Below are 21,887 nucleotides of genomic sequence, written 5' to 3'. Positions count from 1 at the left end.
TGGCGTCACATTCCGACCGGATCGGATATAGCGATAGCACACAAAATGACTGTGTGGTGAACAGTATTCTTCGCGTCCATCACCGCCGTTGCAGCCCAAGGGGCCGCAAGGCGCATGGTTGTAGGGTTTTCCGCGGTTGGTCCGTACAGCTTTGTGCGGTGCGTCAATAAGTGACCCCGGGAGTCACCCGCGACGAAATGCGCAATTTTGCGGAGGTGACCGCGATCCGCGTAATCCGTGAACTGCGTCACGTATGGCAGCCCCAGCAGGTCGTTTCAGCCCGTCGAATACGGCCCATCGCGCGGGTGAATTCCACGCAAAAAAAAACGGACCGCTATGCGGTCCGTTTTCGTGTCGACGTCCGGCTGGGACTGGCGCGCGGCTACTTCAGTTTGGCGGCCTTGCGCAGGTCTTCAGCCCGATCGGTCTTCTCCCAGGAGAACGCGGTCGCCTCGTGCTCGGCGCCGTCGGAGTCCTTGTACTTGACGAGCTTGGGCTTGCGACCGAAGTGGCCGTAGGCAGCGGTGGACTGGTAGACCGGATGGATCAGGTCGAGCATCTTGACGATGCCGTACGGACGCAGGTCGAAGTGCTTGCGGATCAGCAGCTCGATCTTGTCGTCGCTGAGCTTGCCGGTACCGAAGGTCGTCACCGAGATCGACGTCGGCTCGGCCACGCCGATGGCATACGACAGCTGCACTTCGCACTTGTCGGCCAGCCCGGCCGCGACGAGGTTCTTGGCCACATAGCGCGCCGCATACGCCGCCGAGCGATCGACCTTGGACGGGTCCTTGCCCGAGAACGCGCCGCCGCCGTGGCGCGCCATGCCGCCGTAGGTGTCGACGATGATCTTGCGCCCGGTCAGGCCGCAGTCGCCCACCGGGCCGCCGATCACGAAGATGCCGGTCGGGTTGATGTGGATCTTGTTCTTGGGCAGCGTGTCCAGCCACTCCTTGGGCAGGACGGGCTTGAGGATGTGCTCGCGTACCGCCTCGATCAGGTCCTTCTGCTTGATGCCTGGATCGTGCTGCGTGGACAGCACCACCGCATCCAGACCGGCGATCTGGCCGGCGTTGTCGTAGCGCAGGGTGACCTGGCTCTTCGCGTCCGGGCGCAGCCAGGGCATCGGCGAGTTGCGCTTCTTGCGCATTTTCGCCTGTTGCTCGACCAGCCGGTGGCTGTAGTAGATCGGCGCGGGCATGAACTCGGGCGCCTCGTTGCAGGCGTAGCCGAACATCAGGCCCTGGTCGCCGGCACCCTGCTCCTCGGGCTTCTTCAGATTCCTGTCGCTGCCGTCCACACCCGCGGCGATGTCGGGCGACTGTTTGCCGATCAGGTTCAGCACGCCGCAGGTTGCGCCGTCAAAACCGACTTCCGAGCTGTCATAGCCGATGTCGACGATGACCTTGCGGGTCAGCTCCTCCAGGTCGATCCAGGCCGAGGTGGTGATCTCGCCGGCGACAATCGCCACGCCGGTCTTGACCATGGTCTCGCAGGCCACGCGGGCGCGCTTGTCCTGGGTCAGGATGGCGTCGAGCACCGCATCGGAAATCTGGTCGGCGACTTTGTCGGGGTGGCCTTCGGAGACCGATTCGGAGGTAAACAGGTAGCTGGACATCAGGGCTATATCCTTGCATTCGGATAGAGGGATGGGTGCGAATCATACAGGCATCGCCCGCGCCGCGCATGGATCCGGGCCCCGGGTTTGTCCGCCGTTAATCCGGATACGGGCGGCGCGATCAGGCGGCGGCGGACAGCTCCGGCGGGACGCGCGCAATCAACGCATCGAAGTAGTCCCGGGTCAGGCGCAGCTGGAGCTCGGCGGTCTCGGCGCGGTTGACCACGGCGCGGAAGGCCGCGTTTTCCGGGTGATCCTTGGCGTACCAGCCCAGGTGCTTGCGCGCGATGCGCACGCCGGAGCGCTCGCCATAGAAGGCGTGCAGATCGTGCAGGTGCTCCAGCAGCACGTCGCGCACCTCGCCCAGGCCCGGCGACGGCAGCAGCTCGCCGGATGCCAAGTAGTGGGCGATCTCACGCAGGATCCACGGCCGGCCCTGCGCGGCGCGGCCAACGAGCACCGCGTCGCAGCCGGTGTAGTCCAGAACGTGCGCGGCCTTGAGCGGCGAGTCAATGTCGCCGTTGGCCATGACCGGGATCGACAGCGCCGCCTTGACCGCGGCAATGGTGTCGTACTCCGCCAGCCCCTTGTATTGCTGGTCGCGGGTGCGCCCGTGCACCGCCAGCGCGGCGATGCCGGCCGACTCGGCGATGCGGGCGATCTCCAGCGCGTTGCGGTGGTCGGCCGCCCAGCCGGTGCGGATCTTCAGCGTCACCGGCACGTCGACCGCGCTGACCACGGCCTCGAGGATCGCCGCCACCAGCGCCGGCTCGCGCATCAGCGCCGAGCCGGCCCACGCGTTGCAGACCTTCTTTGCCGGGCAGCCCATGTTGATGTCGATGATCTGCGCGCCCTGGTCGACGTTGTGGCGCGCCGCGTCGGCCAAGACCGCCGGCACGGTGCCGGCGATCTGCACGCTGATCGGCGCCGGCTCACCGGCGTGGTCCATGCGGTGCAGCGACTTGCTGGTCGTCCAGAAACGCGGATCCGAGGTGGTCATCTCCGACACGCACAGCCCCGCGCCCAGCCGCTTGCACAGCACCCGGAACGGCTTGTCGGTGACCCCGGCCATCGGTGCCAGGATCACTTTGGGGTCGATCGTGTAGGGGCCGATCTGCATGGCGCCATTCTACCGCTGCGCCGAAGGTCGGCCTTGCGCCGAAATCAGTCCGCCGGTGGCGACTGCCGGGGCATGGCCGCCGCTGCGCCGCGCCGTTCGGTGGCGCGGCCTGCGTACGCCGTCGCGAAGGCGACATGGCGCGAAAACGCGCGCGCCGGAAACTGCGCCATCGACGCGACCAGTGCGCCGTTGAACGCATCGCCCGCGCCGGTGGTGTCGATCGCCTTCGCCGGCGAGGCGGCGACGCGGTAGTGCGCGTCGTCGTCGCCGCGGCACTGATCCTCCGGGTGGGAGACGAAACAGCCCGCCGCGCCCAGGGTGATGACCACGCTGCCGCCGGGCAGCAGGGCGCGGCAATACCGGTGCAACTGCGCGTCGTCCAGCCCGGCGACCGTGTCGGCGCCGACCTCCAGACCCTGCTGTCGCTGCAGTTGCGCACAGAACTCGGACTCGTTGGGTGTGATCACGTCGCTCAACGCGAGCAACCCGGCACTGAGCTGGGCATCCGCCGGCGCCGGGTTCAGCACCGTCACCGCGCCGGCATCGTGGGCGAGGCGGAATCCGACTTCCACCGCCGCGGCGGGTGATTCGAGCTGGGCGATAACCACTGCCGCGCCCGCCAGCGCCGTTGACTGCTCCCCGATGAAGTCGGCATCGAGAGAGGCGTTCGCGCCCGCGCCGATAACAATGGTATTGCGGCCGTGCGCGTCGACGTAGATGCCGGCCGTGCCCGTGGGCGCAACGCTGGCCTGCACGTGCAGCGCGATGCCGTCCGCATCGGCCAGTTCCCGTGCTACCTGGCCGCCCGCGTCGGATCCCAGCGAGCACACGAACGCGGTGGCGGCGCCGGCCCGCGCGCAGGCGGTGGCCTGGTTGAAGCCCTTGCCGCCCGGCCCGGTGTGGTACTCGCCGACCAGCGTCTGGCCGACCTGTGGCAACGCGGCCAGTGCCCATACGTGGTCGATGTTGAACGACCCGATCACCACCACCTGCGCGGGCACGGCCGTGTCCAACGCGGCGGCCTCAGACACCGAGACGGGCGGCAGCGCGTTCGGCCGCCGGGCCGCGGGTGTGCCTGTGCTTGAACAGGGGCACGAACAGCACCGCCAGGGTCAGCGAGTACAAGGCGAACGTCATCCAGATCCCGTGCCAGTTCTTGCTCTGGTCGGGATAGGTGAAGAAGTGCTCGATGATGTAGCCACTGAGCACGCTGCCCAGCACGGCGCCGAAGCCGTTGGTCATCATCATGAAAAGGCCCTGCGCGCTGGCGCGGATCTTCGGATCGCTCTGGCTTTCCACGAACAGCGAGCCGGAAATGTTGAAGAAGTCGAAGGCCATGCCATAGACGATGCACGACAGCACGATCATCCACAGGCCCGGGCCCGGATCGCCGTAGGCGAACAGCCCGAAGCGCAGGAACCAGGCCAGCATGCTCATCGTCATCACCGCCTTGATCCCGAATCGCTTCAGGAAGAACGGGATGGTCAGGATGAACAGCGCCTCGGAGGCCTGCGAGATCGACATGATGATGGCCGGGTAGCGCACCGCCAGCAGGCCGGCAAAGCGCTCATCGTTGGCGAAGTCGTGCAGGAAGGTGTCGCCGTAGGCGTTGGTCAGCTGCAGCGCCGCGCCCAACAGCATCGCGAAGACGAAAAACACCGCCATGTTGCGGTCGCGGAACAGGCGGAACGAGGTCAGCCCCAGCACGTCGACCAGGCTGCGCTTCTCGCCCTTGCCCAGCTTGGGCGGACACTTGGGCAGGGTGAAGGCGTACAGGCCCAGCACCAGCGACGCACCCGCGGCGACGTAGAACTGCGCGGCCGATTGCTCCAGCTGCAGCAGGCTGACCGTCCACAGCGCGACGATGAAACCGATCGTCCCCCAGACCCGGATCGGCGGGTAGTCGTTGACCACGTCGCGGCCGTCCACGATCAGCGCGTTGTAGGCCACCGTGATCGCCAGGGCGATGGTGGGCATGTAGAACAGCATGCACAGCAGCATCACCCAGAACATCGTCTGCGGATTGTCCACCTGCGGCAGGTAGAACAGCACCGCCGCCCCGCACAGGTGGAGGATGCCGTACAGCCGCTCGGCGTTGATCCACTTGTCGGCGACGATGCCCATCAGCGAGGGCATGAACAGCGAGGCGATGCCCATGGTCGAGAAGATCGCGCCGAAGCCGGTGCCCGACCAGCCCTTGTTCTGGAACCAGTACGCGCCGATGGTCAGCAGCCACGAGCCCCAGATGAAGAATTGCAGAAAGTTCAGCAGGATCAGTCGGAGTTTCAGGCTCACCGGTTCGCTTCCTCTGGGTGCACGGCATCAGCGCGCAGCAATCGGCCAGCGTAGTGGGATTCGACGGCGTAGTGAAGCGCCCGCTCACTCGTCGCGTGCGACCACCCGGTTGCGACCGCCGCGCTTCGCGTGTTTGAGCCGGCGATCGGCGCGACCCAGCAGCTGCGAGGTGTCGTGGCCATCGTGGGGGCTGGCCGCGACGCCGACGCTGACCGTGATGCGGATTGGCTCGCCCCGGGGCGTGCCCGGATGGAACGGGTGGGCGGCCGCGCGCTGCCGCAGCACTTCCATGCGTTCCCAGGCCGCGCCGACCGGCAGCGGCATGACCAGCACCAGTTCCTCCCCGCCCAGTCGTACCAGCCACTCGCTCTCGTTGAGCGCATCCTGCAGGACCGCCGCGACGTGGCACAGCACGCGATCGCCCACGCGATGACCGAGATCGGTATTGATGGCCTTGAAGTGGTCCAGGTCGATCAACGCCAGGCTCAGGCTCCGGCCCTGTTCGTGCGCGGCCTCCAGCAGCCATGGCATCCGGTGCAGCAGCCACGTCCGGTTGGGCAGGCCGGTCAGGCCATCGATACCCGACATCTGCACCAGCCGCTGCATGCGGTAGACGATGGTGGCCGTCAGCGCGGTGGTGAGGGCGAGCAGGATCAGGCGCTGGATCTGGCTGCCCGGCGTCACCGCGCCATACTCGGGCGAGAGCAGCTGATCGGCCGAGGCGGTGAGGAACACCATCGCGATGAGCATGCCGTACTGCACCAGTGCCAGTGCGCCGGCAAAGACCGTGATGCGTCCGTCGCTGCGCAACGCGGTCATCAGGATCGCCAGTACGTAGCAGCACCAGACGACCATCGAGTTGAGCGCCGCCGGCAGGTACTGCGCGCCCAGCAGTGCCAGCACGACGGTGGTGGCGGTCACGTCGAAGGCCGCAGTGGCGAACGGCAGCCATCGGTAATGGCGCGGACGGCGGGCCAGCCGCAACCACAGGAGCGCGAAGATGTTGACGAAAGCGGCGCCGCCAAAGCCGATCACGCTTTCTCCCGGCAGGCCGCCGGTCAGCGCATTGGTCACGGGCAGCAGGAACAGGCAGGCCGCCAGCGCCACCCGCAGGCGCGCCGCCAGCAGTTCGCCCGAGGCGCCGGCCGCGAGCATGATCTCGTCAGGCCGCGACAGTACGGTCCTGAACGTGCCGCCGATGTTGCGGTTCTGATCCATCCCTGTTTCCCGCGCCTGTAGCGGCGAGGATAGCGCGCGCCGGCGGCATGCGGCTCAGCCCACGCCGCGCAGCGCCACCCACAATCCGATCAGCAGGAACACCGCCGCGGCGGCCCGACGCGCGGCGGCCAGCGGCAAGCGGTTCGCAAACCGGCTGCCAAGGAGGACCACCGGGACATTCGCCAGCAGCATGCCCAGCGTGGTGCCGACCACCACCTCCCACAGCGGAACGTATCTGGCGGCGAGCAGCACCGTGGCGATCTGGGTCTTGTCACCGATCTCGGCGATGAAGAACGCCACCGTGCTGGCCATGAACGCGCTGCGCGTGGCAATCGGGGTGTCCTCGTCCAGGGTGTCGGGCTTCAGGGTCCACAGCGCCACCAGGATGAAGCTGGCGGCAACCACCCAGCGCAGCACGTCCGGCTGCAGCCAGTGGGCCACCGCGCTGCCGGCCCAGGCGGCTACGGCATGGTTGAGCACTGTCGCCACGGCGATGCCGGCGATGATCGGCCACGGCCGGCGGAATCGCGCGGCCAGCAGCAGGGCCAGCAGTTGGGTCTTGTCGCCGATCTCCGCCAACGCAACGGTGGCGGTGGAAATCAGTGCGGTCGAAAACGGAAGCGCATCAATCATGGATTCTGCAAGGGGCCGGGCGGCGAGGCGAAAGCAGGCCGCGCGGCCCGGCCCCGATGGCCGGTGGCCAGCATGGGTTGTTCGCGCAAACCTGCCTTCGGTCTCGCTCAGCCTGCGCGACTGGGCGCGGGCCGCATGCACCATGGCCGGCGGGCCAAGTATGTTGATGCGTGCTTCTGCGCAGTGCGCAGACGAGCTACTCCCCGGAGGAACAGCGCCGGCAGTCTAGCCCGGCGCCGGCAAGACGGCCAGCTCGCCGTGTTTTCGAGGGCCGGCGCTTACACTGCAGGCGTCCGCCGCCGCGCCATCCAGCAAGGAGCCACCATGCAATACCGTCGCCTCGGTTCATCCGGCCTGCAGTTGTCGGCCCTGTCCTTCGGCGCCTGGGTGACCTTCGGTGGTCAGGTGGGACGAACGACCGCGCGCGAGCTGATCGCGGCCGCCTGGGACAACGGCATCAATTTCTTCGACAACGCCGAGGGCTACGGCCACGGCGCGGCCGAATCGCTGATGGGCGATGTGATCGCCGACCTGCGCCTGCCGCGCGACGGCTATTGCGTGTCGAGCAAGGTGTTCTTCGGCGCGACCGAAGAGCCGCGGCCGACCCAGCGCGGCCTCTCGCGAAAGCACGTGACCGACGCCTGCCACGCCGCCCTGCGCCGGCTGCGGGTCGACTATCTGGACCTGTACTACTGCCACCGCCCCGACCCCGATACGCCGGTGGAGGAAACGGTGTGGGCGATGGACGCGCTGGTGCGCCAGGGCAAGGTCCTCTACTGGGGCACCTCGGAATGGTCGGTCGGCCAGATCCGCGAAGCGCACAAGGTGGCGCGGCAGAACCATCTGGTCGCGCCGACGATGGAGCAGCCGCAGTACAACCTGCTGCACCGCGAGCGCGTCGAGCTCGAATACGCGCCGCTGTACGCCGAATACGGCATGGGTGCGACGGTGTGGTCGCCGCTGGCCTCGGGCCTGCTGACCGGCAAATACAACGACGGCATCCCGGAGCACAGCCGCCTGGCCGACCCGTCCATTGGCTGGCTGCGCGGGATGGTCATCGGCGATCCGGAGCAGCGGCGGCTCGAGCGCGCGCGCGAGTTCACTGCCCTGGCCGGCGAGTTTGGCGTTGCGCCGGCGCCGTTGGCGATCGCCTGGTGCCTGCGCAACCCGCATGTCTCCAGCGTCATCCTGGGCGCGACGCGCGTGGATCAGTTGCTGCAGAACCTGCAGGCACTGGACATCCTTGAGACGCTGGAGGAGGCCTGCTGGCACAAGGTCCGCGTGGTCGCCAGCTGACGGCACGTCTTCGGCGGGCGGCCGCGCCCACCGCGGATCGCGAGCCGCGCCGCTGGCCCGGCGCGTGCCTATACTCGCGTTCTCACTGAAGGGGATGCAGGGATGAATCTGGGAACGAGCTTGGCGGTGGTGTTGCTGGTGGTGTGCGTGGTGGTCGTGTTCAAGGCCGTGCGCATGGTTCCCCAAGGCTACGAATGGACCGTGGAGGCGTTCGGCAAATACACCCACACGCTCTCGCCGGGCCTGCATTTCCTGGTGCCGATCTACCAGAGCATCGGGCGCAAGATCAACATGATGGAGCAGGTGCTCGACGTGCCCAGCCAGGACGTGATCACCAAGGACAACGCGGTGGTCAAGGTCGATGGCGTGGTCTATTTCCAGGTCCTGGACGCCGCCAAGGCCGCCTACGAGGTCGCCCAGCTGGAGATCGCCACGCTCAACCTGGTGATGACCAACATCCGCACCTCGATCGGTTCGATGGACCTGGACGAGTCGCTGTCGCGGCGCGACGAGATCAACGCCAAGGTGCTGGTCGCCGTGGACCAGGCGACCCACCCGTGGGGGCTGAAGGTCAACCGCATCGAGCTCAAGGACATCGCACCGCCGCGCGACCTGGTTGATGCGATGGCGCGGCAGATGAAGGCCGAGCGCGAGAAGCGCGCCAACATCCTGGAGGCCGAGGGCTTCCGCCAGGCCGAGATCCTCAAGGCGGAGGGCCAGAAGCAGGGCGCGATCCTGCACGCCGAGGGCGAGAAGGAAGCCGCCTTCCGCGAAGCCGAAGCGCGCGAGCGGCTGGCCGAGGCCGAGGCGAAGGCAACCGAGATGGTGTCCAACGCGATCGCCAACGGCAACGTGCAGGCGATCAACTACTTCGTCGCCCAGAAGTACATCGAGGCGTTCAAGGCGCTGGCCGAGGCACCCAACCAGAAGTTCGTGCTGATGCCGATGGAATCGGCCGGCGTGATCGGCTCGCTGGCGGGGATCGCCGAGTTGGCCAAGGACGCGCTGGGCGCGCAACCCGGCGCGGCGTCCGCAGCGCCGCGGATCGGGCGCTGAGCCATGCACTGGGATTGGCAGGCGGTCACATGGGCGGTGGTCGCACTGGTGCTGATCGCCGCCGAAACCCTGATACCGGGCGCGTTCATGCTCTGGCTCGGCGTCGCCGCCGCGGCGGTGTTCGTGCTGCTGCTGCTGTTCGACCTGTCGCTGCTGTCGCAGGCGGTGGCGTTCGTCGTGCTCAGCGTGATCTCCATCCAGATCTATCGCACCCGCTTCCGCGGTCGCGGCCGCCAGAGTGACCGGCCCAGCCTCAACCGCCGCGCCGATGCGCTGGTCGGCCATGTGGCCACCCTGCACACGGACATCGTGCAGGGGCGCGGCCGGGTCCAGATCGCCGATGCGTACTGGGACGTGACCGGGCCGGAGCTTCCCGCCGGCACGAGGGTGCGCGTGGTCGGCAGCGAAGGCATGACCCTGCGGGTGCAATCGGCGGAGTAGGCGCGGCGTTTCGCACGCCGCCGCCGCCACCGTACGCCGGTGCCACGTCGCCGCCGTCCGGTCTGGGATAATGGCCGGATCATTCCTGCCAGGATCGACCATGACCTCCACCACGGCCACACGGCACACTGTCCTCAACGCCCATCACCGCGCGCTCGGCGCCAAGATGGTCGATTTCGGCGGCTGGGACATGCCGATCCATTACGGCTCGCAGATCGACGAGCACCACCTGGTGCGCCAGTCCGCCGGCATGTTCGACGTAAGCCACATGACCGTCATCGACCTGCGCGGCCCGCGCACCCGCGAGCTGCTGCGGCTGCTGATGGCCAACTCGATCGACAAGCTGAAGAAGCCGGGCAAGGCGCTCTACAGCTGCATGCTCAACGAGCGCGGTGGCGTGATCGACGACCTGATCATCTACTTCATCGCCGAGGACTTCTTCCGCCTGGTGTCCAACGCGTCCACCCGCGACAAGGACCTGGCCTGGATCGAACGCCACGCGAAGGCTTTCGATGTCAGCGTCGACGAGCGCGCCGACTTCGGCCTGATCGCGGTGCAGGGACCGCAGGCGCGCGACAGGGTCATCGAACTGCTGGATCCCGCCGAGCGTGAGCGCATCGGCAAGCTGCCCAAGTTCTCCTTCACCCAGACCCGCGGCAGCGATGGCACCGACATCTTCATCGCGCGGACCGGTTACACCGGCGAGGACGGCTTCGAGCTGGTGCTGCCCGAGTCGGCCACCGTGTCCACCTGGCAGGCGTTGCTGGATGCCGGCGTCAAACCGGCGGGCCTGGGCGCGCGCGACACCCTGCGCCTGGAGGCGGGGATGAATCTCTACGGGCAGGACATGGACGAGGACGTCACGCCCTACCAGGCCGCGCTCGGCTGGACGGTGAGCCTGGACGAAGGGCGTGATTTCATCGGCCGCGACGTGCTCGAGCGCCAACACCGCGACGGTGCCGGATGGCAGATGATCGCGCTGGTGATGGACGATCGCGGCGTGCTCCGGCACGGCCAGAAAGTGCTCACCGATCTGGGTGACGGCGAGATCCTTTCCGGTACTTTTTCGCCCACGCTCGGCAAGGGCATCGCCTTCGCCCGGGTGCCGGCCGGCGAGATCGCCCTGGGCCGCGCCGGCAACGTGCGCGCCGACATCCGCGGCAAGGAAGTGCCGCTGCGCGTGGTCAAATTCCCGTTCGTCCGCGATGGCCAGGCGCAGCCCGACGTGCTTGACTGATGTCGCGCCCAAGCCGCGCGCTTGCGGCCGGCAGGCCTGGTTACACTAGCGACCCTTCCATCCACCAGCGGTAAGCGGAGCAATGCCATGAGTGAGATCCCCGGCGACCTGAAGTTTCTGAAATCACACGAATGGGTGCGCGTCGAAGACGACGGCACGGTGACCATCGGTATTTCCGACCACGCCCAGGGCATGCTCGGCGACTTGGTCTATGTCGAACTGCCCGCGGTGGGCGATCGCGTCGAGGTCGGCAACGCCTGCGCGGTGGTGGAGTCGGTGAAGGCCGCATCGGACATCTACGCGCCGGTCACCGGCACCGTCGAGGCGGTCAACGACGCCCTCGAGGACAAGCCGGAGACGATCAATGAGGACGCGTTCGGCGAAGGCTGGATGTTCACGATCAAGATCGAGGATCCCGACCAGCTCAACGACCTGCTCGATCCCGACGCGTACGCGGCGATGGTGGAAGACGACGACGCCTGAGTTTCGCGACATGGCCTGATCGCACCTGCGCCGGAAACGGCGCGGGTGTTTTTTTGTCCACATCACGGTGCGCAAGCGGCGCGCGAAGTGCCCTTGTACCGCGCAATTGGTTTGGTGCAGCGCGAAACCGGCATCGCCTTCGCGTCATTACGGTTGCTTGCGCACTGGTCAATAATTCACCAGTGAATACGCGCTGGTGAAAACTTCACCACTTGATCCGCGGTGGGCACGCAGTGCCGTCAGCCTTGTACCGCGCGGTCTGTAGCGCTGCACGCAGCACTCTGCCTGGACTTCGCACGACGTTCCGCGCGATGAGCCGTCGATGCGTTGATCGCGCGTTCCCGCGTCGCGCCGATGGATCAACGCGCGCGCGCCCTGAACTTTGTTGACACCGACAAACCGCGTGACTAGGTTGCGCGAAGGACACACTTGCGCGGATAAGAGTGAGCAAATTCACGACGGCCAGTCGTATTGCCAAACCGACCAACGCACCGATCGACGGCGCGGCGGTCCGGTCTCCGTCGTCGCTGACGCGCGCGGCGGCGTATAAGCTCCGGAAAACGTATCGCGCCGAACCCGGTTCTTCCCTTGCGGAGAATCGGGTTTTTGTTTTTCCGGGTACGGCGTGTCGGCGTCGGAAAGCCGCGCAGACGGCGTTGCCTGGAACCGGGTTGTATCCACGATAGACCACTGACGAGGAACCATCGCATGGCCATGAGAAAAGCTGCAACCAAGTCGCCCACCCCGAGAAAGACGGCCAGCAGGTCTGCCGCGAAATCATCGGCCACCAACTCCGGCAGCAACGGCGCTGCCACCGATGGCATGGATGCCGGCTCGACCGCTACCGACGGGGCGGCAGGCGCCGGCAAGCCGGCAACGCGCAAGACGCCAGCCGGAAAGACCGCCACGGCAAAGGCGCCGGCCAGGAAGGCAGCCAGCAAGTCGGCCGCCGCCGGCGTCACGACGAAAAAGGCGACGGTGAAAAAAGCCGCCAGCAGCAAGACCGCCGCAAAAAAAGCGACGGCGAAAACGGCCGGTGTGAAAAAGCCGGTGGCGAAAAAAGCCGCGGCCAAGAAGGCGACGGTAAAGAGCGCCAGCGCCAAGAAGGCGACGGCGAAAAAGGCGACAGCAAAAAAGGCACCTGCGAAGAAGGCAACCGCAAAGGCGTCGACCGCAGCGAAGGCTACCAAGAGCGCAGCCGCCAAGAAGGCAACCGTGAAGAAGGCCGCGGCGAAGAAGGCGCCGGCAAAGAAAGTGGCAGCCGGGAAGACCGCCGCCAAGAAGACGGCGAGCAAGAAGACGGCGAGCAAGTCGACGGCGAGCAAGTCGAGCGCGGCGAAAAAGACATCGGGTAGCGCCGCCGCAGCGAAGACCGGCGCGAAGAAAACCACAGCCGGGAAGACCGCGGCAAAGAAGCCCGCGTCCAGCAAGGCCACGGCAAAGAAGGCTCCGGCAAAGAAGGCTCCTGCGAAGAAGGCAGCCTCCGGCAAGACCGCGGGCAAGCAGGCTCCGACAAGCAAGGCCGCCGCGAAGAAGTCCCCAACTTCGGGCGCCTCGAAGACCCCGGCAAAGACCGCGGCAAAGTCCGCGGGGAACTCCGCTGCAGCCAAGAAGGCGGCCAGCAAGCCGGCCAGCAAGTCCGCCAGCAAGAAGAAGCCGGTCATGCCGCCGACCGCGACGCCCGAGACGCCCAAGGCCCTGCTCTAGGGAGCGGCGTCGCGCCAAGCAGGCGGCGACAAAAAAGCCCTCTACCGACGCGTGCGGTAGAGGGCTTTTTCCATCAGGTCCGCGTCAGCGGGGCGGGCGTCAGATCGTTACGTCGCGGAAGAGCGCCCCCCGGTTACTGCGGGGCGGCGGTCGAGCGGGTCGCGGTCGAGCCGGGCGCGTCGCTGTTCTCCTGCGGGCGGGCGGCGTAGCGGATGTTGGGATCGATCTTCGGATCCAGCCACGCGGTCAGCGAGGACGGGATGTTCAAGGCCCGGTCGAGCATCGTCGGCAGCAGGCCGGTCGGCAGCGTGCTCTCGCCGTTCCACAGCATCACGATGCCCAGGTCGGTGTCGGGGACCAGCGCGATCATGCCGCGGTAACCCTGGACGGCGCCGGCGTGGTACACGACCCGATGGCCGCCGTACTCGTAGACGCGCCAACCCAGCGCGTAGCCGGCGGAATCCAGGCGCGCGCGGCGCCAGGCCGAAGAGCGCGTCTGGTCCGGGGTGTCGACCAGCGGCGCATGCAGCGTCGCCAGCAGCGGCGCGGGCAGGACGTCGGGGCGATGACCGGTGTGCGCCAGCAGCCACTGCGCCATGTCGCTGGCGCTGGCGTTGACGCCGGCGGCGGGCGCGACTTCGTAATAGGTCGACTTGGGCATCACCGACACCCAGCCGCCCTTGCCGCGCACGTGCGGCTTGGCCCAGCGCGCGCTCGACTCGATCCCTTCCAGGCCCAGGCTGGCGTCGTTCATGCCCAGCGGCTTGAGCAGTCGGCGGCTGACTTCCTGACTGTAGAAGTCGCCGGTAGTCGCAAACACGATGTCGCCGATCAGGCTGAAGGCGACGTTCTGGTAGGCGTAGCAGGTGCCCGGCGCGCACTTCATCGGCGCCGCCGCCAGCTTGCGGCTGAGTTCGCGGTAGGGCACGTAGCCCTCCAGGTCGCGGTCGTAGGCGTTGTTGGTCAGGCCGACGCGGTGGCTGAGGATGTCGGCCACGGTGATCTGTTGGGCGGCACCGGGCTGACTCATGCGGAACTCGGGCACGTAGTCGGTCAGGTGGCTGTCCCAGCGCAGGTTGCCGTTGTTGACCAGCAGCCCGGCCATCGTGCCGGCAAAGCCCTTGGACAAGGAGGCCAGGCGGAACACGGTGTGCGCATCGACCGGTTGCGCGTCGCTCACGTCGGTGATGCCGTAGCCGCGGGCGCTGAGCACCTGGCCGTTGTGCACGATCGCCATCGCCATGCCCGGCACGCGCTGGTCGGCGACCATCTGCTGGGCGATCGCTTCAAAGGTGGCCACGTCGAATTCCGCCGGCAGTGCGGGGCCCTTGGGCTTGGCCGGCGGCGGTGCCTGCAGCGCCTGCTCTGCACGCAGGTCGGGCACCACCTGGGTGGCAATGAAGGTGTCCATCGCCGAGCTGGTGGCCGGCAGCGGCGAACCGCTTTGCGCATCCGCGCCCAACAGCGGGGTCTGCGCCGTGGAAGCCAGCGCCACCGTCAACAGGAAGGTCAGGGCGGCTGCGCGCCGGGCGAGTCGGGTTCGCCGGTTCGATTCGTCTTTCATCGGTCGCATCGCCTGCGTATGCTGGGTTCACCCGATCATAACGCCGTTTTCCAGAGGTTTGCGAGCAATGACGTTCAGCTTCCTGATTCTATTGGGATTAATTCTCCTGTTCATCTTCTGGGCGGTGGGGATCTACAACGGTCTGATCGGCGCGCGCAATGCATATAAGAACGCGTTCGCCCAGATCGACGTGCAGCTCCAGCGGCGTTTTGAGCTGATCCCCAACCTGGTGGAGATCGCCAAGCGCTACATGGCGCACGAGCGCGAGACCCTGGAAGCGGTGATGACCGCGCGCTCGGCGGCGATGTCCGGTGCGGCCGCGGCCAAGAGCGTGCCGGGTGACCCTGCGGCGATGACCCGGCTTGGCAGCAGCGAAGGTGTTCTCGGCGGCGCGCTGGGACGTCTGATGATGGTGGCCGAGGCCTACCCCGAACTGCAGGCCAACCAGACCATGCGCGAGTTGACCGAAGAGCTGCGCAGCACGGAGAACCGGGTAGCGTTCTCCCGTCAGGCATACAACGACGGGGTGACCGCTTACAACAACCGCCGCGAAGTGTTCCCGGCGAGCCTGATCGCCGGCAACTGCGGCTTCAGGCCGGCCGGGCTGCTCGCCATTCCGATCGACGAGGCCGAGATGCGGCAGAGCCCGAAAGTCGCGTTCTGACCGGCGTCAAGCCGTCGTCGATGGGTTGATCGGATGAACTTCTTCGAACACCAGGCGGCTGCCCGGCGCAGTTCCGCGCGCCTGCTGGCATTGTTTTCACTCGCCGTCGTGTCGGTGGTGCTGGCGGTAGACCTGGTTGCGTGGTCGGTGGCCGGCAGCAACGTGACGGTTCTGGCCTGGTGCACCGTGTTGACTCTGCTGGTGATCGGGATGGGTTCGCTGTACCGCCTGGCGAGCCTGGGTCGGGGCGGCGAGTCGATCGCGATGGAGATGGGTGGCGAGCCGGCGCCGGAAGACAGCACCGATCCGGACCTGCGGCGCTTCCGCAATGTGGTCGAGGAAATGGCGATCGCCTCCGGTGTGCCGATGCCGCGGCTGTATGTGCTGGAGCACGATGCCGGGATCAACGCCTTCGCCGCCGGTTACTCGCCGTCCGATGCGGTGGTCGCGGTGACGCGTGGCGCCTTGGAGCGGCTGAACCGCGACGAGCTGCAGGCGGTGGTGGCGCATGAGTTCAGCCACATCCTCAATGGCGACATGCGCCTCAACCTGCGTCTGGTGGGAGTGCTGTTCGGGATCTCGATGATCGCCCTGATCGGGCACAAGGTCCTGCATTTCGGCTTGTACGGTTCGCGCGACGGCGGGCGCGGTCCCACCGCGGCGATCTTCATGATGGCCGGTGCAGTGGTGGCCCTCGTGGTCGGTTGGATCGGCCTGTTCTTCGCGCGCATGATCCGCGCCGGCATCAGCCGCAGCCGCGAGCGGCTGGCCGATGCAAGCGCTGTCCAGTTCACGCGCCAGACGACGGGCCTGGCAGGGGCTTTGAAGAAGATCGCCGGGTTGCCCGACGGCTCGCATCTGTTCGCCGTCGCGGACGCGGAGGAAATCAGCCACATGCTGTTTGGCGAGGGCCTGCGTTTTGGCAGCCTGTTTGGTCCGTTGCTGGCCACGCACCCGCCTGTGCTGGAACGGATCAAGGCATTGGATCCTTCATTTACCAACGCCCGACTGGACACCCTGGCCCGGCGCTGGATGGACCATCCGCCGCATGGGCTGGAAGAGGACGTGCAACTGGGATTGCATGACGGCACCCCGCTTCCGGCCAGCGGCGCCGCCTATCGCGTCGACGAAAAGCGGGTGTCGGGCCACGTAGGCCAGCCCGACGCGACCGACTACCGCCATGCGGGCGGCATCGTGGCCGCGATTCCCGAAGAGCTGCGGGTGTTCGCCGCCGACCGCGAAAAGGTCATGCCGTTGATCCTCGGCCTGTTGCTGGACGACCAGAAGCCGATTGCCGACAAACAGCTTTTCGGGGTCGGCGCGCGGCTGGGTCGGGCGGTCGCCGTCGACCTGGCGACGATGGCAGAGCCATTGCGGGGCCTGCACCCGGCGTTGCGGATGCCGCTGGCCGCACTGGCGTTTCCGGTACTGCGCCGGCGGCCCCGGCCCGAGCTGGAGCTGTTCCTGGATGCTGCCAATGCGATGGTGCTCGCCGATGGCAGCGTGTCGCTGTTTGAATATTGCCTGGGTCGTTTGTTGACAGTGCAGCTGCGCGAGTCGCTGGATCCGTCGCGCTACGCCCGGACCGGCCGACGCAGTCCGCCGAAGGTCAAGCAGGAAATCGCGATCATGCTCGCGGTGGTGGCCTCGTACGGTCATCCCGATGCCGCGGTGGCGCGGCGGGCCTACATCGCCGGCATGCAGCGGATACTGCCGCAGGCGACCCTGCCGTACGTGGTTCCACCACAGGGAGTGCTCGCGCTGGAAGATGTGTGGGTTCCGCTGGATTCCCTGGACCCGCTGGCCAAGCGCCTGCTGGTTGAGGCGATCACCCTGGCGATCGGTCACGACGGCCGCGTGACGGTCGCCGAATCCGAACTGCTGCGCACCGTCTGCGGCGTGCTGCACTGCCCGTTGCCGCCGATGCTGGCGCAGGCGTGAGCGGTTCCAGCGGGCTGGGCCGGATCCGCCGATTGCGCGCCGCGCTGGCGGACTCGCCGCCTTTGTGGTGGTCACTCCTGTATTTCTTCAGCCTGCTGTGCGGCTACTACGTGGTGCGCCCGGTACGCGATGCGATGGGCGCCTCCGGCGATCCCAGCACGGTGTTTCCGCAGTGGCTGCTGGACCTGGCCGACGGCGCGGGCTTCGCCCTGGGCGAGTACACCCTGCAACTGCTGTTCACCGGCACGTTCGTCACGATGGTGGTGCTGCAGCCGGTGTACGGCGCGCTGGTCGCGCGCTTTCCGCGGCGCGTGTTCCTGCCGGTCGTGTACCTGTTCTTCATCGCCTGCCTGGTGTTTTTCTTCGGCCTGTTCCATACCGGCGTCGCCGGCCGGGGCGGGGCGTTCTTCATCTGGACGGCGGTGTTCAACCTGTTCGCGGTGACCGTGTTCTGGAGCTTCATGGCCGACGTGTTCGACAACCAGCAGGCCAAGCTGGTGTACGGCTACATCGGCGCGGGCGGCACGATCGGTGCGCTGGTCGGTCCCGGCATCACCCGCCTGCTGGTCGAGGTGATCGGCGTGGCCAACCTGCTGCTGGTGTCCGCCGGGTTCCTCGCCATCTGCCTGCTGTGCATCCTCAAGCTGCGGCCGTGGGCGCGGCGGCGCGAGGAGCAGCACGGCGAGACCGGCGGCGAGCAGGCGATGGGTGGCTCGATGCTGGCCGGGCTGAAACTAGTCTGGCAGCGGCCGCTGCTGCGCGCGCTGGCGATCACCATGTTCTTTGGCGTCGGCGTCGGCACGCTGCTCTACAACGAGCAGGCGGCGATCGTGAAGCAGTTCTATCCCGGCGCGGAGGCGGGCACCTGGTATTACGCGACGGTCGACTGGGCGGTCAACGGGGTGACCCTGCTGGTGCAGGTCTTCGTGACGCGCTCGCTGCTGCAGCGCTTCGGCGTGGCGCCGGCGCTGCTGGGCCCGGCCATTGCGATCCTGCTGGGCTACTGCCTGCTGGCGGCCTCGCCGTTGCCGCTGATGGTGGCGATCGTGCAGGTGGTGACCCGCTCCGGTGAGTTCTCGCTGGCCAAGCCCGCACGCGAGACGCTGTATACCCGGGTCGACCGCGAGTCGCGCTACAAAGCCAAGGCGGTGATCGACACGGTGGTCTACCGCGGCGGTGACCTGACCTTCGTCTGGCTGCACAAGGCGATCGCGGTGCTGGGCTCGAGCATGGTGTTTGCCGCCGGCATCTTCGTCGCGCTGGGCATGAGCCTGGGCGCATGGGGGATCGTGCGCGCGCAGCGCGACCTGCCCGACGAGGGCCAGCCCGACCCCCGCCCACGCGAAGGCCTGTAGCGGTATCCGCCGCCGGCCGCCCGTTTAAGCGCGGTATCCAACCGGTCGCGGCCTTCGGGGCATACTCATGTGCCCCGTTAAGCATGTCCACCGATGAGCGTCGTACTGGGGATGGCCCTGGCGGTCATCCCGTTCACTACCTTGCCTGCCGCCTCCGCCGTACCCGGTGATCCCATGCTGGTGCAGCTGGGAAGCGATCCGGCGCAGCTGCGGCAGTTCTGCTACTCCACCCGCTGTGGCGATGAGGAGTGGCGGCGCGGGTCCGCGCTGGCACCGTCGCTGAGCTTTCAGGGCAAGCGCAAGGGCCGGCCGACGCTGCCCGGCAGCCAGCGCTGGATCAGCCTGTGGGCACCGGCCCGGCCGCGCGATCACACCGCCAGCTACTCCAACAACTGGCGCGTCGGCACGCGCTACCACGTGGATGCCTTGCGTGACGGTCCGACCCGCCTGGGCCTGCAGCTGGGGGCGGGCTACCGGCTGGCGCCGCTGAACGATGACGGCATCGACCACCGCGGCGCGGTGCTGCGCGGGGCGGTGGATTTTGGCCACCGCATCAACGACCGCGCCAACTGGTCGCAGCGGATCCAGTTCGAGGCCGGCCAGGACGGCAGCACCTTCGTCAAACAGTCCTTCGGGCTGGACGTGTCGCTGTGGCCGGAGTGGACGCTGGAAAGCGATTTCCAGATCCGCCACCGGGAAACCGGGCAGAGCGGATCGGAGTCGGCCGAGTCGACGCTCAAGCTGCGTCGGCGGTTCTGATGTCTTCGGTCAGGCCGCCCGGCCGTCACCGCCAACGCGAGTGCGGACGGCGGCACGAACAGCTGGCGTGGCGTGCGAGCGTCAGTCGCGCGGCGGCAGGAACTCGCCCGCACCCTGCCTGAGCAGCCCTTCCGCCACGTCTCGACCGACTGCCGCAGGGTCATCGGCGCGGCCGGTGCTGAACGCGCGCACCGAGCGGCCGTCCTCGGCGCAACCGACCATCCCGTGCAGCGACAACGCATCACCGTCCAGCGCGGCGTAGCCGGCGACCGGCACATGGCAACTGCCGTGCAAAGCGCGGTTCATCGCCCGCTCGGCCTCCACGCAGGTGCGGGTCGGGGCATGGTCGAGCGCCGCGCACAGCGCCGCGATGGCCGGATCGTCGTCCCGGCACTCGATCGCGATCGCGCCCTGGGCGGGTGCCGGCAGCCAGTCGGGAACCAGCAGCCGGGAGCGGATCCGATCGCCCAGGCCGAGCCGGTGCAGGCCGGCGCAGGCAAGCACGATGGCGTCGTAGTCGCCGGCATCCAGCTTGGCCAGGCGGGTGTTGACGTTGCCTCGCAGGTCGCGCAACTGCAGGTCCGGGCGCAGCGCGCGCAGCTGGGCCTGTCGGCGCAGCGATGAGGTGCCGACCACCGCGCCCTGGGGCAGGCTGCCGATATCCTCGAAGCGGTTACTGATGAAGGCATCGGCGTAGTCGGCGCGCTCCAGGATGGCGGGCAGGGCGAAACCGGGCTCCAGGTCCATCGGCACGTCCTTGAGCGAGTGCACCGCGCAGTCGGCCTCGCCGCGCAGCATCGCGACTTCGAGCTCTTTCAGGAACAACCCCTTGCCGCCGATCGCCGCCAGCGGCCGGTCCAGCACCTCGTCGCCGCGGGTGCTCATCGGTACCAGCTCGACCAGCAGGCCGGGATGGGCGGCGCGCAGGGCGGTGGCGACGTGTTCGCTCTGCCACAGGGCGAGCGGGCTTTTACGGGTGGCGATGCGCAGTGTGGTCATGCGGGCATTATCGCCGGTTACAGCTGGAGCAGCGTTTCGCGCACCGCCGGCACGCAGCGTCGGCTGACTTCCAGCGCCTGCTCCACCGCGCGCAGGACCACCGTGACCTGGCCCTCGGGGCTGCGCCGCAGCTCCAGGATGCGGTCGCGCGCGACCAGGCAGTTGCGATGGATGCGCACGAAGCGCTCGCCGAATTCCTCCTCCAGCGAGCGCAGCGATTCCTCGATCAGGTCCTCGCCGCCGGCATGGTGGACGACGACGTACTTCTCGTCGGCGAACAGGTAGCGCACCTCGTCCAGCGGAATCAGCCGCAGGCCGCCGCGCAGCCGCGCGCACAGGTGGCTGCGCTGCGCCGTGTCCACGGTGGATGACGGGGTGACATGGTCAAACGCGGTCCCGCTGCGGGCCGCGCCGGCGCGGAAGGTACGCACGCGGTCCAGCGCCGCGGTCAGCCGCTCCGCACGCACCGGCTTGACCAGGTAGTCGATGGCTTCCGCCTCGAAGGCGGACAGCGCGTGGGCGTCGTAGGCGGTGCAGAACACCACCGCAGGGCGCGCTTCCAGGGTGGCGATGTGGCGCGCGGTTTCCAGCCCGTCCATCCCCGGCATGGCGATGTCGAGCAGGAGCAGGTCGGGTGCGTGCTCGGCGCACGCCTTCAGCGCCTGATGCCCGTCGCCGGCCTCGGCGACCAGCTCGATCCCCGGCATGTCGCTGAGCAGGCTGCGCAGGCGCGTGCGCGCCAGCGGCTCATCGTCGGCTATGACCACCTTCATCGCTTCTCCCCAACGCGGCCGTGCAGCCGCCGCCCCTTCACGCCACGGCGAAACGCGCCGCCATCCACTCACCCAGCGCCTGGATCTGTTCGGCGCACACCTGGTGCGCCATTGGATAGGCATGCCAATCGACATTGAAACCCAATTTGCGCATCGCCTCCGCGCTGCGCTCGCCGGCCTGGAAGGGCACCACCGGATCGTGCGTCCCGTGCGCCATGAACATCGGCTGCGCGCCCGCGCCCAGCTGCAGCAGTTCGGCGGCACGGTTGGCCATCGGCAGATAGGTCGACAGCGCGACCAGCCCGGCCAGTGGTTCGCGCCGGCGCAGCCCGGTGGCCAGCACGATTGCGCCGCCCTGCGAAAACCCGGCCAGCAGGATATGCCCGACCGGCACCCCGCGCTGCACTTCACGTGCAATCAGCGCCTCGACCTGGGCGACGGATTCCTCCACCCCGACCTCGTCGGCGCGGTTGGCCAGGTCGAAATCGCGGATGTCGTACCAGGCCCGCATCCGCGCGCCGTTGTTGACCGTCACCGCGCGCACCGGCGCATGCGGGAATACGAAGCGCAGCGCCGGCCAGTCGCGGCCCACCAGCTCCGGGACGATCGGGGCGAAGTCGTTGCCGTCCGCGCCCAGGCCGTGCAGCCAGATGACCGACCATTCCGGCGCCGGGCCGGTTTCGTGCTCGACGGTCTCGAGCAGTGCAGCGTTGGTTTCCATGCCGCCA

20 protein-coding genes and 1 riboswitch are annotated in these 21,887 nt (G+C 67.7%); of the genes, 10 read left to right on the top strand and 10 right to left on the bottom strand.

Going from position 1 to position 21,887, the window contains the following annotated elements:
• Positions 1 to 382: 382 nt before the first annotated feature.
• From metK to INQ41_RS12270, 6 genes are all read right to left on the bottom strand, one after another.
• The gene (metK, locus tag INQ41_RS12295; RefSeq protein ID WP_193984878.1) at positions 383 to 1,618 is read right to left on the bottom strand and encodes a methionine adenosyltransferase; all 1,236 of its coding nucleotides are present in this window, start codon (positions 1,616 to 1,618) and stop codon (positions 383 to 385) included.
• Positions 1,619 to 1,739: 121 nt separating this feature from the next.
• A complete protein-coding gene (gene dusB, locus INQ41_RS12290) occupies positions 1,740 to 2,738 on the bottom strand; it encodes a tRNA dihydrouridine synthase DusB (protein ID WP_193984876.1) in 999 nt (332 codons plus the stop codon).
• A 44-nt stretch (positions 2,739 to 2,782) separates the two neighbouring features.
• On the bottom strand, positions 2,783 to 3,739 hold the full coding sequence (locus INQ41_RS12285) for a ribokinase (RefSeq protein WP_193984874.1): 957 nt from the start codon (positions 3,737 to 3,739) through the stop codon (positions 2,783 to 2,785).
• 22 nt (positions 3,740 to 3,761) lie between these two features.
• Complete coding sequence (locus INQ41_RS12280) at positions 3,762 to 5,033, bottom strand: nucleoside permease (protein ID WP_193984872.1); 1,272 nt, start codon at positions 5,031 to 5,033, stop codon at positions 3,762 to 3,764.
• Between the two features lie 84 nt (positions 5,034 to 5,117).
• Complete coding sequence (locus INQ41_RS12275; protein ID WP_193984870.1) at positions 5,118 to 6,251, bottom strand: GGDEF domain-containing protein; 1,134 nt, start codon at positions 6,249 to 6,251, stop codon at positions 5,118 to 5,120.
• A 54-nt stretch (positions 6,252 to 6,305) separates the two neighbouring features.
• The gene (locus INQ41_RS12270) at positions 6,306 to 6,884 is read right to left on the bottom strand and encodes a TMEM165/GDT1 family protein (protein ID WP_193984868.1); all 579 of its coding nucleotides are present in this window, start codon (positions 6,882 to 6,884) and stop codon (positions 6,306 to 6,308) included.
• Positions 6,885 to 6,993: 109 nt separating this feature from the next.
• A riboswitch (yybP-ykoY riboswitch) is annotated at positions 6,994 to 7,094 on the bottom strand.
• Between the two features lie 114 nt (positions 7,095 to 7,208).
• Here INQ41_RS12270 and INQ41_RS12265 point away from each other — a divergent pair.
• The 6 genes from INQ41_RS12265 (at position 7,209) to INQ41_RS13395 (ending at position 13,104) form a co-directional block, all read left to right on the top strand.
• Positions 7,209 to 8,180 carry a potassium channel beta subunit family protein gene (locus INQ41_RS12265; protein WP_193984866.1) on the top strand — a complete coding sequence of 324 codons (972 nt, stop codon included), beginning with the start codon at positions 7,209 to 7,211 and terminating at the stop codon, positions 8,178 to 8,180.
• Between the two features lie 102 nt (positions 8,181 to 8,282).
• Positions 8,283 to 9,236, top strand: coding sequence for an SPFH domain-containing protein (locus INQ41_RS12260; RefSeq protein WP_193984864.1), 954 nt, complete (start codon positions 8,283 to 8,285; stop codon positions 9,234 to 9,236).
• A gap of 3 nt (positions 9,237 to 9,239) precedes the next feature.
• Positions 9,240 to 9,677, top strand: a complete 438-nt coding sequence (locus INQ41_RS12255; RefSeq protein ID WP_193984862.1) for an NfeD family protein — start codon at positions 9,240 to 9,242, stop codon at positions 9,675 to 9,677.
• Between the two features lie 100 nt (positions 9,678 to 9,777).
• Positions 9,778 to 10,914, top strand: coding sequence for a glycine cleavage system aminomethyltransferase GcvT (gcvT, locus tag INQ41_RS12250; protein ID WP_193984860.1), 1,137 nt, complete (start codon positions 9,778 to 9,780; stop codon positions 10,912 to 10,914).
• An 87-nt stretch (positions 10,915 to 11,001) separates the two neighbouring features.
• Entirely contained in the window at positions 11,002 to 11,397 is a 396-nt protein-coding gene (gene gcvH / locus INQ41_RS12245; protein WP_193984858.1) for a glycine cleavage system protein GcvH, read from the top strand.
• A gap of 708 nt (positions 11,398 to 12,105) precedes the next feature.
• Complete coding sequence (locus tag INQ41_RS13395; RefSeq protein WP_193984856.1) at positions 12,106 to 13,104, top strand: histone H1-like repetitive region-containing protein; 999 nt, start codon at positions 12,106 to 12,108, stop codon at positions 13,102 to 13,104.
• 133 nt (positions 13,105 to 13,237) lie between these two features.
• Here the strand turns inward: INQ41_RS13395 and INQ41_RS12235 are convergent, their stop codons facing one another.
• Positions 13,238 to 14,668 carry a serine hydrolase domain-containing protein gene (locus tag INQ41_RS12235; protein WP_193984854.1) on the bottom strand — a complete coding sequence of 477 codons (1,431 nt, stop codon included), beginning with the start codon at positions 14,666 to 14,668 and terminating at the stop codon, positions 13,238 to 13,240.
• Positions 14,669 to 14,735: 67 nt separating this feature from the next.
• Between INQ41_RS12235 and INQ41_RS12230 the strand changes: the two genes are divergently transcribed.
• From INQ41_RS12230 to INQ41_RS12215, 4 genes are all read left to right on the top strand, one after another.
• Positions 14,736 to 15,332, top strand: coding sequence for a LemA family protein (locus tag INQ41_RS12230; protein ID WP_193984852.1), 597 nt, complete (start codon positions 14,736 to 14,738; stop codon positions 15,330 to 15,332).
• A 33-nt stretch (positions 15,333 to 15,365) separates the two neighbouring features.
• Positions 15,366 to 17,273: a M48 family metallopeptidase gene (locus INQ41_RS12225; protein ID WP_193984850.1), complete on the top strand. Its 1,908-nt coding sequence runs from the start codon at positions 15,366 to 15,368 to the stop codon at positions 17,271 to 17,273.
• A complete protein-coding gene (locus tag INQ41_RS12220; protein ID WP_228076611.1) occupies positions 17,270 to 18,628 on the top strand; it encodes an NTP/NDP exchange transporter in 1,359 nt (452 codons plus the stop codon). The genes INQ41_RS12225 and INQ41_RS12220 overlap by 4 nt, the downstream gene beginning before the upstream one ends.
• Before the next feature lie 93 nt (positions 18,629 to 18,721).
• Positions 18,722 to 19,387: a DUF481 domain-containing protein gene (locus tag INQ41_RS12215; RefSeq protein ID WP_193984848.1), complete on the top strand. Its 666-nt coding sequence runs from the start codon at positions 18,722 to 18,724 to the stop codon at positions 19,385 to 19,387.
• Between the two features lie 81 nt (positions 19,388 to 19,468).
• Here the strand turns inward: INQ41_RS12215 and hemC are convergent, their stop codons facing one another.
• From hemC to INQ41_RS12200, 3 genes are read right to left on the bottom strand one after another with little or no spacing between them, the layout of a single operon-like run.
• Positions 19,469 to 20,386, bottom strand: a complete 918-nt coding sequence (gene hemC / locus INQ41_RS12210; protein ID WP_193984846.1) for a hydroxymethylbilane synthase — start codon at positions 20,384 to 20,386, stop codon at positions 19,469 to 19,471.
• 17 nt (positions 20,387 to 20,403) lie between these two features.
• On the bottom strand, positions 20,404 to 21,159 hold the full coding sequence (locus INQ41_RS12205; RefSeq protein WP_193984844.1) for a LytR/AlgR family response regulator transcription factor: 756 nt from the start codon (positions 21,157 to 21,159) through the stop codon (positions 20,404 to 20,406).
• 37 nt (positions 21,160 to 21,196) lie between these two features.
• On the bottom strand, positions 21,197 to 21,880 hold the full coding sequence (locus tag INQ41_RS12200) for an alpha/beta hydrolase (protein ID WP_193984843.1): 684 nt from the start codon (positions 21,878 to 21,880) through the stop codon (positions 21,197 to 21,199).
• Positions 21,881 to 21,887: the final 7 nt, after the last annotated feature.

It is taken from the genome of Lysobacter ciconiae, from assembly GCF_015209725.1.
GTDB lineage: Bacteria > Pseudomonadota > Gammaproteobacteria > Xanthomonadales > Xanthomonadaceae > Novilysobacter > Novilysobacter ciconiae.
Note: the sequence above shows the minus strand (reverse complement) of the source record. Positions and strands in the feature narration are given on the sequence as shown.